The following is a 14,691-nucleotide window of genomic DNA, read 5'->3' as shown; positions in this document are numbered from 1 at the left end:
TGCCTCCTTTGCGTTTCTTTCCACAGGATATGCCCGCATGGTGGAAAATAGAAGGACTTTCACGCGAGGCCGGGGTAGCGGTAGAGGCGGCAGGGGCGTCCGCCGGTGTCGTAGTTGAAGCTGCTGACCACCTCGCCGCGCTCCACCAGATAGTTCATATAGCGCCGGACCGTCACCACAGAGAGTCCGGTCTGACGTGAGATCGACTCGCTGGGCAGCCCCTGGGGCGGGGCTGTGCGCAGGCAGGTGCGGATCCGCTCCAGCGTGCTCTCCTGAACGCCCTTGGGAACCGGATGCTCCGGGGAGGAGGCGGAGGGGGCGAAGAGCTGATCCAGCGCATCCTGGCTGACCGCCTCCCCAGCCACAGCCTGGCGGTGGCGGCAGAAGGTATCCAGGGCCTGCTGAAAGCGCTCCCAGGTAAAGGGCTTGACCAGGTAGTCCACCACCCCCAGCTTGAGCAGTGCGTCCACCGTTTTTGCGTCATTGGCGGCGGTGACCATGATGACGTCCGATTCGATCTCCCGGGCGCGCAGCTCATGGAGCAGCTCCATTCCGGTGAGGAGGGGCATGTACACATCCAAAATGAGCAGATCCGCGGGGTGACAGGAGAGCCACTCCAACGCACTGCGCCCCTCCGAAAAGGTCTGGATCACGGTAAATCGGGGGTCCTTTTCCGTGAAGGTCTTGTCCAGGAGAGACACCATGGGGTCGTCCTCCACGATTACGACTTGATACAATCTGACTCCTCCTCTGGGGCGGCGGGATCATCCCGCCGAAAGGTAATGAAAAACGACGTGCCGATCCCGGACTCTGACTCCACCCGGATCTCGCCGTGATAGGCCGAGACCACCTCCTGCACCAGAGAGAGGCCGGTTCCGCGGCCCCGCCCCTTGGTGGAGCGGCCCCGCTCAAAGAGGTGCGATTGGATCTCGGCGGGAATGCCGGGGCCGGTATCCTCCACGCACAGAAGCAGAGAGGCCTCCGATTCCCGGATGCTGACCGTGATCTCCTTGCTGTCCCGGGGGGACTGGTTGAGGCCTTCGATGGCGTTTTCAATGAGATTGCCCAGAATGGTCACATAGGCGTCGGGGGGGAGCCAGGGGCTGCCCTCCGGCAGGAAGCTCTCCCGGTCCAGGGTGAGGCGGATACCCAGTTCTCCGGCCCGGCTGGTTTTACCTACCAGAAGGGCGGCCACAGAGGGCTCTCCGATCTGGTGCATGATGCGGCTGACCGCCTCCTGCTGGGTACGCTTGGTGTCCATAATGTACTGCTGGGCCTTCTCGGGCTCCCCGATCTGGAGGAGGCCCAGGATCACATGGAGCTTGTTCATAAATTCATGGGTATAGGCCCGCATGGCGTCCACCATGTGCCGCACCCCGGTGAGGTCGTCGGCCAGACGGGTCACTTCGGTGCGGTTGCGGAAAATGCCCACTGCGCCGGTGAGGCGGCCATCCTCATACAGGGGCAGCCGGTCGGAGAGTACCCGGACATCCTTGAGGGAGCTCATACTGACATTGTACTCCGGCTTTCCGGTGCGCAGGACCCGGTCCAGCGTGGAGCGGGGATAGACGGTATGGAGGGATTTGCCCACCACACCCTCCTCGTCCAGAGAGAGCATCTGGGCTGCGGCGGTATTGAGAAAGATGATGGTCTCCTCCCGGTCAATGGCCAGGACTCCCTCCTCCAGTGCGTCCAGGATGTCCTCGCGCTGGTGAAAGCGCCGGGCAAAGGCGTCCGGCTCATACCCCATGAGGGAGGCCTTGATGCGGCGGGAGAGCTGGTTTGCCAGCAGAGAGCCAAGGGCGGCGGAGAGCAGACCGATCCCCGCAAAGCGGAGGATGGTCTGAAAGGTGAGGACGGCCATGCTGCGGACATAGACGCCCACGACCACAAAGCCCAGCAGGGCTCCGCTGTCGTCCCGGACCGCGGCATAGGCGGAGTGATCGGAGCCCATGGGGCCGGTCTCATTGGAGGTGTAGGGGGATGCACCGGCCAGGACGGCGTTCTGCGCGGTACCGGTATAGTGGGTTCCGAGGAAGACGGAGTCGGGCGCATAATAGATCCGGTTTTCCGTATCGGCCACCAGGATCAGGTCGATGTCGGAGACATGGGACGTGGTGTCATTGAGAAAGGCCGCCAGCTCTTCTCTGGAGGAAGTTCCGTCCAGGACCTCGGCCACCAGAGGGACCCGGGACAGGATGGAGGCGGAGTTGAGCAGGCTGTTGTCCAGCGCGTGGCGTTCGCTGCGCAGGGTGAGATACAGTGTGCCCGCCAGCGAAAGGGCGATGGAACAGGATACAATGATCACATTCAGCCATAAAAGCTGTGCACGGAGGGAAGAACGGGAGGGTACAGACATGGTGGAAAGACTCCTTTCTCTACCAGTATAAGAAAAGAACAACCCGGTGTCAAATGCGTCTGGTTTCGTCAAGTTTAAGAAAATCGGCGAAGATAGAAGACGAAAAGTTCGGAAGAACTCCCTATTACGAAGGCGGAGCCATCTCTGGTATCCTGTTTGAGCAGCGGCCGGAACGGGCCGAAATTTTTTTCGATAAGGAGAATGAACGATGCCTCAGAATAAGCGGGAGAGCCTCATCTATACGGTGTTGATGTGCTTTACCATGGTGCTCTGGATGAGCCTGTACAATGTTGCGCTCCAATATGGAGCGGTCAGTCTGGAAGTTGTGGCGGCGGCCTGGCTGGGTTTCCCCATTGCCTATGTCTTTGCCATGTGCTGCGACTGGTTTCTGGTGTCCCGGCTGGCAAAGGGATTTGCCTTTCGCTTCCTGGTCCGGCCTCAGGACTCGCCTCTGAAGAAGGTGGTGTGTGTCTCCGGCTGTATGGTGGTCCCCATGGTGCTGATCATGTCCCTGTACGGAGCCTGTGAGGGGGCGGTGCACACCGGGATGTGGAGCGGAGTGCCCCTCCAATGGCTCATCAATATTCCCCGCAATTTTGTAATGGCGCTGCCCTTCCAGCTCCTGATCGCCGGTCCCCTGGTCCGCCGGGTCTTCCGCCGTGCCTTCCTGGAGGGGACCGTTCTGGCCTAATACCTTGGAACCCCCGGAGGACCGGTTCCACTTTGGGTTATGTTCCATACTTTTTTTACTTTCCAAAGGATTCCCAAAGAAACGGCGCGGGAGTATGATAGCACACGCGAAAACGAGGTGATGTGTTTGGATGGATTCAAGGAAGCGCTGGTGGAGGAGCTGGGCAACCGGATCGCCTTTACAATCCCGGTACTGGGCGGTGTCCCGGTGGCCGAGTCGGTGGTAGTCACCTGGATTGTCATGGCAGCCCTCATCGTGTGCGCGCTGGTTCTGACACGGAACCTGCGGGTACAAAATCCAGGCAAGGGGCAGATCGCCCTGGAGGGCGCGGTGCAGTTTCTCAATGGGTTTGTAAAGACCAATCTCGGAACGCACTGGAGACCCTTCGCTCCCTATCTGGGGACGGTGGCACTCTACATCGGTGTGTCCAACCTGATTGGGATCGTGGGGCTGACCCCGCCCACGAAGGACATCAGCGTGACGGCAGCCCTGGCCCTGATGAGCATGGTGCTGATCTATGGTGCACAGTTCCGGTATCGGGGACTGCTGGGCGGCCTGCGGCAATTTGCCGAGCCGATGCCTCTGCTCATCCCCATCAATCTCATGGAGGTGGCCATCCGGCCCCTGGCGCTGTGTATGCGTCTGTTCGGCAACATCCTGGGCGCGTTTATCATCATGGAGATGATCAAGCTTCTGGTGCCCGTGGTGCTGCCGGCGGTATTCAGCCTCTATTTTGACCTGTTTGACGGGTTGATCCAGACGGTGGTCTTCGTATTCCTCACCACTCTCTTTACCGGAGAGGGCATCAAAGAGGAAGAAGCGTAACGGACAGTATATTTTGAGGAGGAAATTACTATGACACTGGGAATCATTGCTGCGGGAATTGCGGTTTTCACCGGCATCGGCGCCGGTATCGGCATCGGCTTTGCCACCGGAAAGGCCAGCGAGGCCATTGCCCGCCAGCCTGAGGCGGCCGGAAAGATCAACAGCGCCCTGCTGATGGGCTGCGCTCTGGCAGAAGGTACCGCCATCTTTGGCTTCATTACCGCCCTGCTCGTCATCTTTATGGGTTAAGGGGGCGTACCCCATGCTGGAATTTGAAGTTTCCACCATCGTGTTTACCGTCATCAACCTGCTGGTGCTCTATGTCATCCTGCGCAAGCTGCTCTTTGGGCGGGTCAACGCGGTGCTGGAGCAGCGGGCCGCCCTGGTGCGGGAAGAGCTGGAATCGGCACAGATCCAGCACAGTCAGGCGGAAGAGCTGCGCAGCGAGTATGAGGCCAAGCTGGCGGACGCCCGGCAGGAGGCCTCCAAGCTGGTGGCCGATGCCCAGAACCGGGCGCAGCGGGCCTATGAGGCCAGACTGGCCCAGGCTGAAACGGACGCCAAGCAGGTGCACAGCCAGGCCCAGGCTCAGATCGCGGAGGAGCGGAAGGCCATGCTGCGGGGCGCACGGAATGAGGTGGCGGCCCTTGCTCTGCTGGCTGCCGGGAAGGTGGCCGGACAGGCCATGGACTCCGCGGCCGAGCAGGCCATGGTGGAATCTTTCCTGGCGGAAGTAGGTGAACGTACATGAGCGAGCTGGCACGCCGCTATGCCCAGGCCCTCTATGAGGTGATGCCCGATGAGACGGGACTGCGGGCGACTGCGGAGGCCCTCATGGGACAGAGCGAACTCTGGGCGGCCCTCTGTGCGCCCACCGTGCGCGCGGAGGAGAAAAAGCGCCTGCTGGGCCGTCTGCCGGAGCTGGACGGACACGGGACCCTGCTGCGCTTTTACCGCCTGCTGGCGGAGAAGGACCGGATGGCGCTGCTGCCCGAGCTCCTGGAAGCCTTCCGGGCTTTGGGGCTGCGGGAGAAGAATACGGCGCGGTGTGTCCTGACCTGTGTCCGCACACCGGAGAAAGAAGAGCTGGAACGAATCCGCCAGGCCCTGTGCAAGCTTCACCACCGGGCGGACATCCAATTTGAGATCCGCACCGATCCCTCCCTTGTGGGGGGATTTACCCTGGAGCTGGAGGGCATCCGGTACGATAAGAGCGTCCGCGGTGCGATGGCCGGCCTGAGCCGGTATCTGGAAGAGAGGCGAATGGCATGAAAACCAAACCGGAAGAGATCGTCGCCCTCCTGCGGGAGGAGATCGCCGGATATGATACCCGCGTACGGCGGGATGAAGTGGGCACCGTCCTGGAGGTAGGCGACGGGATCGCCACAGTCTATGGCCTGGACAAGGCGGTCTACGGCGAACTGGTGGAACTGGAGACCGGTGTCAAGGGCATGGTCATGAATCTGGCCCGGGACAGCGTGGGCGTAGTGCTGCTGGGCAGCGATGCCGGCGTCCGGGAGGGTACGGTGGTGCGCCGCACCGGACGGGCGGCTGACGTCCCCGTTGGAGAGGCCATGATCGGCCGGGTCGTGGATGTTCTGGGCAGCCCCATTGACGGCCTGGGTCCCATTGAGACCACTGAGACCCGCCCCATCGAGCACGAGGCCAGCGGTGTGGTCACCCGGGAGCCGGTCAATGTGCCCCTTCAGACCGGAATACTGGCCATTGACGCCATGGTCCCCATTGGACGGGGACAGCGTGAGCTGATCATCGGGGACCGGCAGACCGGCAAGACCGCCATTGCGGTGGATACCATCCTGAACCAGAAGGGGCAGGACGTCATCTGCATCTATGTGGCCATTGGCCAGAAGGCCAGCTCGGTGGCCCGCATCCAGGACACCCTGAAACGGCACGGCGCGATGGATTATTCCATGATTGTCTCGGCTACGGCCAGCGACTCGGCCCCCCTGCAGTACATCGCGCCCTACGCCGGAGCGGCCATGGGCGAGTATTTTATGGAGAAGGGCAAGGATGTGCTCATCGTCTATGACGATCTCTCCAAGCACGCGGTGGCCTACCGGACCCTCTCTCTGCTGCTCAAGCGCTCGCCCGGACGAGAGGCCTACCCCGGAGATGTGTTCTACCTGCACTCCCGCCTGCTGGAGCGTGCCTGCCGCCTGACCAAGGAGTACGGCGGCGGCTCCATGACCGCGCTTCCCATCATTGAGACCCAGGCGGGCGATGTGTCGGCCTATATTCCCACCAATGTCATCTCCATTACCGACGGACAGATCTATCTGGAGACCGACCTCTTCTTCGCCGGGCAGCGGCCCGCCGTCAATGTGGGCCTCTCGGTCTCCCGTGTGGGCGGCGCGGCCCAGACCCGGGCGGTCAAGAAAACGGCAGGTACCCTGCGCATCGATCTGGCCCGGTTCCGGGAGCTGGAGGTATTCACCCAGTTCGCCTCGGACCTGGATGCCGCCACGCAGCAGGCGCTGGACCACGGAAAGCGGCTTCTGGAGTTGCTCAAGCAGCCCCTCTACCATCCCATGCCGGTAAACCGCCAGGCGGTGATCCTCTATGCGGCCACCAACGGCCTGGTGGACGATGTGCCGCTGGAGAAGGTGCGGGATTTCCTCCTGTCCTTTGCCGCGGAGATGGAGGAGGAGCACGCCGACGTGATGGCAGATATCCAGGAGAGCGGGAACCTGAGCGCTCCGGCCATTGAGACCATCCGCGCGGCCCTGGAGGAGAGCAAGAGGCGGGTGAGCGGCACATGGCAAGCATAAAGGAGATCCGGACCCACATCAAGAGCGTGGAGCAGACGCTGAAGATCACCAACGCCATGTATCTGATCTCCTCCTCCAACCTGCGCAAGGCGCGCAAGCAGCTCAGCGATGTGGAACCCTACTTCCATAAGATCGAGACCACCATCTCGGATATCCTCCACCACTCGCCGGAGATCGACCACCGCTTTTTTGACAAGCGGCCCGATATCCCGCCGGAGCGGCGGAAGGTAGGTTATATCGTGATCACCGGCGATAAGGGCCTGGCGGGCGCGTACAACCACAACATTCTGAAGATGGCAGAGGAGCGGATGGCAAAGACGCCCAACTCCTACCTCTTTGTGGTGGGACAGGTGGGGCGCTCCTACTTTACCGAGCGGGGCATCCCCATCGACGGAGAATTTCTCTATACCGCGCAGAATCCCAACATCAGCCGGGCCCGCGATATGTCGGAGGTGCTGATGCAGCTCTATCTGGACGGGAAGCTGGACGAGGTCTATGTCCTCTTTACCAATATGATCAACTCCTTCCGGCTGGAGCCCACCGCCTATAAGATCCTGCCGTTGGACCCGGATGTATTCCCGGACTATGAGGAAAACCGGGACTGCTATAACCGGGACGTGACCTATGTCCCGTCGGTGCGGGCCGTCATGGACCGCCTGGTGCCGGGCTATCTGAAAGGCGTGCTCTTCGGCGCCATGGTGGAGTCCTACTGCTCGGAGCAGAATGCCCGCATGACCGCCATGAAGTCCTCCAGCGACAATGCCAGGGCCATGCTTCAAAAGCTGAACCTCTCCTACAACCGGGCGCGCCAGAGCGCCATCACCCAGGAGATCACCGAGGTGGTGGGCGGCGCCCAGGCGGCCGAGTCATTTTAGGCCGCAGTTCCGCCGGACGGCGGCACAAGCAGAATCAGACAGGAAACGCCCGAAAGGGGATGCGATATCATGAGTGAGAACAAAGGAACCATCGTACAGGTCATGGGACCTGTGGTGGATGTGGCCTTTTCTGACGGCACGCTCCCGGAGCTCAAGGAAGCCCTGGAGGTGGAGCTGGGAGGAAAACGCCAGGTGATGGAAGTGGCCCAGCATGTGGGGGGAGATACCGTGCGCTGTATCATGCTCTCTCCCAGCGAGGGCCTGGGCCGGGGCATGGAGGTCACGGCCACCGGAGGGCCCATCTCCGTCCCCGTGGGCGAGGGCGTATTGGGGCGGATGTTCAACGTCCTGGGAGACGCCATCGACGAGAAGGGGCCGGTGAAGGCCAGCGAGACCTGGTCCATCCACCGGCAGCCCCCGGCCTTTGAGAACCAGCGGCCGGTGGTGGATGTGTTTGAGACCGGCATCAAGGTCATCGACCTGCTGGCGCCCTATGCCAAGGGCGGCAAGATCGGCCTGTTTGGCGGCGCCGGCGTGGGCAAGACGGTGCTCATCCAGGAGCTCATCCACAACATCGCCACCGAGCACGGTGGATACTCCATCTTTACCGGGGTAGGCGAGCGTACCCGCGAGGGCAACGACCTCTGGCGGGAAATGAGCGAGTCCGGCGTCATCGACAAGACCGCGCTGGTTTTCGGTCAGATGAACGAGCCCCCCGGAGCCCGTATGCGCGTGGCCCTGACCGGGCTGACCATGGCGGAGTACTTCCGGGACCGGGAGAAGCAGAATGTGCTGCTCTTCATCGACAATATCTTCCGCTATGTCCAGGCTGGCTCGGAGGTCTCGGCTCTGATGGGGCGGATGCCCTCCGCCGTGGGCTATCAGCCCACGCTGGCCAACGAGGTGGGCGCCCTGCAGGAGCGCATCACCTCCACCAAGGACGGGGCCATCACTTCGGTGCAGGCGGTCTATGTCCCGGCGGACGACCTGACCGACCCCGCACCTGCCACCACCTTTGCCCATCTGGACGCCACCACCGTTCTCTCCCGTAAGATCGTGGAGCAGGGCATCTATCCGGCAGTGGACCCGCTGGAGTCCACCTCCCGCATTCTGGAGCCCGATGTGGTGGGCGAGCGCCACTACCGGGTGGCCCGTGGGACCCAGGAGCTGCTTCAGCGGTACCGGGAACTCCAGGACATCATTGCCATTCTGGGCATGGAGGAGCTCTCTGAGGAGGACCGGCGCACCGTAGAGCGGGCCCGGCGTATCCAGCAGTTCTTCTCCCAGCCCTTCTCCGTGGCCGAGACCTTTACCGGACTGGAGGGCCGCTACGTCAAGCTGGCCGATACCCTCCGCTCCTTTGAGGCCATTCTGGGCGGCGAGCTGGACAAATATCCGGAGGCAGCCTTCAGCATGGTGGGCAATGTGGACGAGGTCGTGGAAAAGGCGAAGAAGATGGGGGCGGTATAATGGCCCAGACCAGCTTCTATCTGGAGATCATTACGCCGGAGCGGCAGTTTTACATCGGCCCGGCCCACGCCCTGGTCATCCCCGCCGTGGACGGAGAGATGGGGATCTATCCGGGCCACGAGCCGGTGGTTACCGCCATCGAGCCCGGCGAGCTGCGCTATGAGAATGAGGGCGTATGGGAGAGCGCCGTGGTGGGATCTGGCTTTGCAGAGATCAAACCAGACTATGTGATCCTCCTGGTGGGCTTTGCGGAACATCCCGAGGAAGTGGACCGCAAGCGCGCGGAGGCCGCCAAACTGCGTGCCGAGGAGCGCCTGCGCCAGAAACAGAGCATCCAGGAGTACTACCACTCCAAAGCGGCGTTGGCCCGGGCCATGGCCCGACTGAAGATCGGGCGGCATTAATAAATCCAACCAAATACAAGAGATACCCCCGGACGGCGGCACAGACAGCCCTGTCCGGGGGTATTTTTGATGGGACACCGCGGCGGAGGGACGCATAGACTGGAAAAGAGTTTTGCAGAGGGAGACCAGGATGCTTTATATACTTTCTCGATAAAGGGCATTGGTTATCATCGAAAGAAGCAATTGGACTTTCGGGAGAGGCTTTGCTACGATGAGGTTAATTTTGGAGAAAAGAACCGGGCCAACGCGGGGAAGAGCGAACCGTTCCGCGCGGCCCGGGATTGCCGTCTATTTGGGAAAGGATGTTCTGTATGGAGAAGAATGCGCTTCGCCTGCCCGCCGGATTTGAGAGCTATCAGGAGGCCCGCCAGGCCGGATTTTTGCGAATGAAGCAGCTGAAAGAGTCGGGGGCCCGGGTGATCGGCCTGTTCTGCTCCTATGTGCCCATTGAGCTGGTCTATGCGGCCGGCGCCATCCCGGTGGGACTGTGCGCCTCCAGTGAGGAGCCTATCGCGGCTGCCGAGGCAAACCTGCCCCGCAATCTGTGCCCGCTCATCAAGGCCAGCTATGGCTTTGCCCTCACGGATACCTGCCCCTACTTCTATTTCTCCGATCTGGTGGTGGCCGAGACCACCTGTGACGGAAAAAAGAAGATGTTCGAGCTGCTGGGCGAGATCAAGGAGACCTATGTGATGCAGCTGCCCCACAGCCGGGATGCGGCTGCGCTGGCCTTCTGGAAAGAGCAGATCATCGCCTTCCAGAAGAAGCTGGAGGACTTCTATGGGATCACCATTACAGAGGAGGACATCCGGGCGGCCATCCGCCGCAAGAACCGGGAGCGCGATGTGATGCTCCGCTATCTGGAGCTGGGCAAGCTCAATCCCGCCCCCATCAGCGGATACGAGATGGGCACTCAGATCGACGTGGGGAGCTTCTCCTTTGATCTGGAGGAGCGCTGCAAGAATGTGGAGGCCCGTACCGCCCAGGTGCTCGCCGATTGGGAGGCAAATTACAAGGGGAAGCAGAGCGACCGTCCCCGCCTCCTGCTGACGGGCTGTCCCAACGCGGGCGTGCGGGAGAAGATCATCCGCACTGTGGAGGAGATGGGGGCCGATGTAGTGGCCTTCGACACCTGCAGCGGCACCCGGGAAAAGGTGGAAAAGGTGGATGAGAGCAATCCGGACGTCTACGAGGCCCTGGCCCGGAAGTATCTCAACATCAACTGCTCTGTCATGAGCCCCAACGACAGCCGGAGAGGGTATATTGGTGAAATGATCGACGAGTACGCCATCGACGGCGTGCTGGAGATCATCCTCCAGTCCTGCCACACCTATGATGTGGAGTCCTACTTCATCAAGCGCTTTGTGACCCAGGAGAAGGGGCTGCCCTACCTGAACATTGAGACCGACTACTCCCAGTCCGATAAGGGACAAATCAATACCCGCCTGGCGGCGTTCCTGGAGACGATCGAAAAATGAGTTATTTTACCGGAATTGATATTGGCTCCACCGCGTCCAAGGTGGTGGTGCTGGACGAGGCGCGGATGGTGGATGCCTTTGTCCTGCCCACCGGGTGGAGCAGCAAGGAAACGGCCGCCGATGTGGCCCAGCGCCTGGCGTCCCAGGGACGTCCCGTGGATGAGGATATGCGGGTCGTGGCCACGGGATACGGCCGGGTGTCGGTGGACTATGCCGCCAAGACGGTCACCGAGATCACCTGTCACGGCAAGGGCGGCTTCGCTCTGCTGGGACGGGACTGCACGGTGGTGGACATCGGCGGACAGGACACCAAGGTGATCACCGTGGAGGGGGGCATGGCCTCCAGCTTTTTGATGAACGACAAGTGCTCGGCGGGGACCGGTAAATTCCTGGAGATCATGGCCAACCGCCTGGGCGTGGATCTGCCGGAGCTCTTCGCCCTGGCCGGGCAGGGAGAGCCGCTGGCCATCAGCTCCATGTGCACGGTGTTTGCTGAGAGCGAGGTCATCAGTCACATCGGTGCGGGTGAGCGCCGGGAGGACATTGCCGCCGGCGTGGTGGACTCCGTCGTGAGCAAGGTGGCGGGGCTGTGTGCCCGGCACACCATCCAGGGCGATGTGCTCCTCACCGGTGGACTGTGCGACAGCGCCTATCTGGTCCAGCGGCTGTCCCAGCGTCTGGGCACCACCGTTTACACCGATCCCATGGGCCGCTACGCCGGTGCTCTGGGGGCCGCCCTGATCGCCCGGGGAAAGCGGGGGCGGGAGGCATGATCTTTCTGTCCTTTTATACCACCACCCACAGCATGAAGGGAGAGGCCCAGGCCAAAAAACAGGGCCTGGCGGCCTCCCTGGTCCCGACACCCAGGGGCGTGGGGGGCAGCTGTTCCCTCTCCCTGTGCTTTGAGGGCATAGAGGCAGAGCGGGAGGCGCAGGCCTTTTTTGAGGAGATGACCGTTCCCTGTGCGCTGTACCGCCAGGAAGGGGAGGAGCTCACCTGCCTGGGCCGGAAGGAGGCGGGGGCATGATCTACCTGGACACCGCCGCCACCAGCCGTCAGAAGCCGGAGCCGGTCTATCAGCGGGCGGCGCAGGCCATGCGGGAGACGGCTAACCCCGGCCGGGGCGGCCATGCGCCGGCATTGGATGCCGGGCGCATGGTCTATGCCGTGCGGGAACAGGTATCCGCCTTCTTCCACGTGGGAGAGGCGGAACGGGTGGTCTTTACATCCAATGCCACCGACGCCCTCAATCTGGCCATCCAGGGGATGGCCAGACCCGGCGGACACATCGTATCCACTACTATGGAGCACAACTCGGTGCTGCGTCCTCTCCGGGCGCTGGAAGCGCGGGGCGTGCGCCACACGCTGGTACAGGGTGATCCAGGTTCCGGAGTGGTGACGGCCGCTCAGGTCGCTGCGGCGCTGGAGCCCGAGACCTGCCTGGTGGTGTGTACTCATGTCTCCAATGTGACGGGGACGCAGATGCCTGTGGAGGAGATCGGGGCCCTCTGCCGGGCCCGGGGGATTCCGTTTCTGGTGGATGCCTCCCAGTCGGCCGGTGTGTGTGAGCTGGATATGGAGGCCATGGGAATCGACCTGCTGGCCTGCCCCGGCCACAAGGGACTGCTGGCCCTGCCCGGGACCGGGCTGCTCTGTCTGGGGCCCAATGTCCGTCCCGAGCCCCTCAAGCAGGGAGGGACCGGCAGCTTTTCGGAGTATCTGGAACAGCCCGATCTCCTGCCCGACCGGTACGAGAGCGGGACCCTCAATACGGTGGGGATCGCATCTCTGGGGGCCGGGCTGGAATACCTGGAGGAGCGGGGACTGGAGTCTATCCGCCGCCATGAACAGGCCCTGTGTGAACAGTTCCTGTCTGGTCTGCGTGCCATCCCCGGTATTGAGATCTACGGTGCGGGGGATGCCCGGCGGCAGACGGCGGTGGTGTCCTTCAACCTGCGGGGGATGGACTGTGCCCAGGCCGCTTTCCGGCTGGACCGGGAGTATGGGATCTGTATGCGGGCAGGGCTCCACTGCGCGCCGCTGGCCCACCGGACCGTGGGGAGCTTCCCCCAGGGGAGCCTGCGAGCCAGCATGGGACCCTTCAATACGGAAGAGGAGATCGAACAGACACTGTCTGCACTGAGTACATTGAGCCGGTAACGGATCATATATAGTATATTCCCATAGAGAGAGCCTTCGCTTCGGTGAAGTGCTCTCTCTTGTTGTTGTATGGCTGTGCGCGCTTCCGATATCCTTCAACTGGGAGGATGAAGCAAAAATCACGGCCAATTGGTAACAAAATAGAAAACTGGATAACATTATCTTATAAAAATATAACTATTTTACCTTATAAAGCGGGAGCACCTCTGATATAATGCATCAACAGCAAAATAGATTTTTTTGGACACAAACAAAAATTTTTTCAATGAAGAAAGAACAGGAGTGGAGCAAATGAAGCAAATCCGTATGCGCGGTGCAGCGGCACTGCTGTCCCTGGCACTGACGCTTCCGCTGATGCTGCCCGGATGGACCGCAAGAGCTGCCGCTCTCGAGGAGAGCGGAGTGGCCATTTCGGAAGAAACCTTCCCCGATGCAGCGTTCCGGAGCTGGCTGACCGACCGGAACAATCTGAATGGATTTGGCAGCGACGGGTATTTTTCCGCCGCAGAGCTGGCTGAGATCAAGAGCATCGACGTCTCCGGGAAGGGAATCCAGACTCTGGAGGGAATCGAACAGTTTTCTGCCCTGGAACAGCTCTCCTGCGAGAATAACCGGCTGAAGGAGCTGGACGTAAAGCAGAACCGTGCGCTGCGCCATCTTCAGTGCAGATTCAACCAGATTGCGGCATTGGATGTATCCGGCCTGGATAACCTGATTTCCCTCAACTGTGAGAGCAACCATATGAAGAACCTGAATCTGACAGGCTGTACGGCGCTGGAGATCATCTATTGCCGGAGCAACGACCTGCCGGAGGTGGACTTTTCCACCAACACCAGCCTGAAGTTCATTGAGACCTTTGATAACCGGTTGAGCAGCATTGATCTCTCCAAGCTGACGGCGCTGGAATTTGTCCACCTGGACCACAATCTGCTCACCCACATTGATCTGAGCGCCAACACCAATCTCAGCCCGATCGGCAGCGGCTTTGTGGCCCGCAACAATCAGCTGGATACGCTGACCCTTCCGGTCAAGGCGGACCTGGTGGTGGACCCGGATGTCTATGCCGAGCAGGATCCCAAAGTGGGATATGAGCGGGTCGAGTGGTATGAGGATGCGGAGTATCACATTCCGGTCACCGGACCGATCACGGCGAACGGACAGACCCTGTATGCCAAATGGCTCCCCAATGACTACACGATTCGTTTTAACTCCAATGGCGGCAGCGGTTCCATGCCCGAACAGAGCGGCGTATGGGATCAGAAGCTGACTCTGGAGAAGAATACCTTCCGCCGGACGGGCTATGCGTTCCAGGGCTGGAAAAATGTCTTCGGAGACGACGCTTTTTACGACGACGGAAGCGAAGTGCTCAACCTGGCGGGGAAGTACCAGGGCCAGCGGGTGACCCTGTATGTCCAGTGGGAGCCCATCCAGTACACGGTGGCCTTTGATGCTAACGGCGGGCAGGGTGAGATGGCAGAGGAGAGCTATCGGTACGATCAGAGTAAGAATCTCCCGAAATGCACCATGACTGGCCCGGATGATAAGATCTTTGCCGGCTGGGCCACAGAGTGGGACGGCAGCGTGCGCTATCTGGATCAGAGCGCCGTTCGAAATCTGGCCTAGGAGTAGGGGGAGAAGAT

At 61.2% G+C, this 14,691-nt stretch carries 16 protein-coding genes; 14 read left to right on the top strand and 2 right to left on the bottom strand.

Annotated features, from left to right (window positions below; all coding sequences use genetic code 11):
- Nucleotides 1–59: 59 nt before the first annotated feature.
- Both INF37_RS08805 and INF37_RS08800 read right to left on the bottom strand, forming a co-directional pair.
- On the bottom strand, nt 60–737 hold the full coding sequence (locus INF37_RS08805; RefSeq protein WP_193537766.1) for a response regulator: 678 nt from the start codon (nt 735–737) through the stop codon (nt 60–62).
- Nucleotides 722–2,359 carry a sensor histidine kinase gene (locus tag INF37_RS08800; RefSeq protein WP_193537764.1) on the bottom strand — a complete coding sequence of 546 codons (1,638 nt, stop codon included), beginning with the start codon at nt 2,357–2,359 and terminating at the stop codon, nt 722–724. Before INF37_RS08800 ends, INF37_RS08805 begins: the two co-directional genes overlap by 16 nt.
- 208 nt (nt 2,360–2,567) lie before the next feature.
- On the opposite strand from INF37_RS08800, the gene INF37_RS08795 reads away from it, so the two are divergent.
- From INF37_RS08795 to INF37_RS08730, 14 genes are all read left to right on the top strand, one after another.
- Nucleotides 2,568–3,050 carry a DUF2798 domain-containing protein gene (locus INF37_RS08795; protein ID WP_193537762.1) on the top strand — a complete coding sequence of 161 codons (483 nt, stop codon included), beginning with the start codon at nt 2,568–2,570 and terminating at the stop codon, nt 3,048–3,050.
- Between the two features lie 120 nt (nt 3,051–3,170).
- Nucleotides 3,171–3,875, top strand: a complete 705-nt coding sequence (locus INF37_RS08790; protein WP_193537760.1) for a F0F1 ATP synthase subunit A — start codon at nt 3,171–3,173, stop codon at nt 3,873–3,875.
- 30 nt (nt 3,876–3,905) lie between these two features.
- The gene (atpE, locus tag INF37_RS08785) at nt 3,906–4,124 is read left to right on the top strand and encodes an ATP synthase F0 subunit C (protein WP_101691357.1); all 219 of its coding nucleotides are present in this window, start codon (nt 3,906–3,908) and stop codon (nt 4,122–4,124) included.
- 13 nt (nt 4,125–4,137) lie between these two features.
- Nucleotides 4,138–4,626 carry a F0F1 ATP synthase subunit B gene (atpF, locus tag INF37_RS08780; RefSeq protein ID WP_101691356.1) on the top strand — a complete coding sequence of 163 codons (489 nt, stop codon included), beginning with the start codon at nt 4,138–4,140 and terminating at the stop codon, nt 4,624–4,626.
- Nucleotides 4,623–5,147, top strand: coding sequence for an ATP synthase F1 subunit delta (gene atpH / locus INF37_RS08775; RefSeq protein WP_193537758.1), 525 nt, complete (start codon nt 4,623–4,625; stop codon nt 5,145–5,147). The genes atpF and atpH overlap by 4 nt, the downstream gene beginning before the upstream one ends.
- Nucleotides 5,144–6,664: a F0F1 ATP synthase subunit alpha gene (atpA, locus tag INF37_RS08770; RefSeq protein ID WP_193537756.1), complete on the top strand. Its 1,521-nt coding sequence runs from the start codon at nt 5,144–5,146 to the stop codon at nt 6,662–6,664. The genes atpH and atpA overlap by 4 nt, the downstream gene beginning before the upstream one ends.
- Nucleotides 6,652–7,539 (top strand): ATP synthase F1 subunit gamma, encoded by an 888-nt coding sequence (gene atpG / locus INF37_RS08765; protein WP_193537754.1) that lies wholly within the window; start codon nt 6,652–6,654, stop codon nt 7,537–7,539. The genes atpA and atpG overlap by 13 nt, the downstream gene beginning before the upstream one ends.
- A gap of 69 nt (nt 7,540–7,608) precedes the next feature.
- Complete coding sequence (atpD, locus tag INF37_RS08760) at nt 7,609–9,009, top strand: F0F1 ATP synthase subunit beta (protein WP_101691352.1); 1,401 nt, start codon at nt 7,609–7,611, stop codon at nt 9,007–9,009.
- Nucleotides 9,009–9,413: an ATP synthase F1 subunit epsilon gene (gene atpC / locus INF37_RS08755; protein ID WP_101691351.1), complete on the top strand. Its 405-nt coding sequence runs from the start codon at nt 9,009–9,011 to the stop codon at nt 9,411–9,413. The genes atpD and atpC overlap by 1 nt, the downstream gene beginning before the upstream one ends.
- 311 nt (nt 9,414–9,724) lie before the next feature.
- Nucleotides 9,725–10,891, top strand: coding sequence for a double-cubane-cluster-containing anaerobic reductase (locus INF37_RS08750; protein WP_101691350.1), 1,167 nt, complete (start codon nt 9,725–9,727; stop codon nt 10,889–10,891).
- Nucleotides 10,888–11,664: an acyl-CoA dehydratase activase gene (locus INF37_RS08745; RefSeq protein ID WP_193537752.1), complete on the top strand. Its 777-nt coding sequence runs from the start codon at nt 10,888–10,890 to the stop codon at nt 11,662–11,664. The genes INF37_RS08750 and INF37_RS08745 overlap by 4 nt, the downstream gene beginning before the upstream one ends.
- A complete protein-coding gene (locus INF37_RS08740; protein WP_193537749.1) occupies nt 11,661–11,918 on the top strand; it encodes a DUF3343 domain-containing protein in 258 nt (85 codons plus the stop codon). The genes INF37_RS08745 and INF37_RS08740 overlap by 4 nt, the downstream gene beginning before the upstream one ends.
- Complete coding sequence (locus INF37_RS08735; protein WP_193537747.1) at nt 11,915–13,051, top strand: aminotransferase class V-fold PLP-dependent enzyme; 1,137 nt, start codon at nt 11,915–11,917, stop codon at nt 13,049–13,051. Before INF37_RS08740 ends, INF37_RS08735 begins: the two co-directional genes overlap by 4 nt.
- A gap of 291 nt (nt 13,052–13,342) precedes the next feature.
- Complete coding sequence (locus INF37_RS08730) at nt 13,343–14,674, top strand: InlB B-repeat-containing protein (protein WP_193537745.1); 1,332 nt, start codon at nt 13,343–13,345, stop codon at nt 14,672–14,674.
- Nucleotides 14,675–14,691 lie beyond the last annotated feature (17 nt).

The organism is Pseudoflavonifractor gallinarum, assembly GCF_014982855.1.
Lineage (GTDB): Bacteria > Bacillota > Clostridia > Oscillospirales > Oscillospiraceae > Pseudoflavonifractor_A > Pseudoflavonifractor_A gallinarum.
The sequence above is the reverse complement of the archived record's forward strand: the minus strand, read 5'-3'. Positions and strand labels throughout refer to the sequence as shown.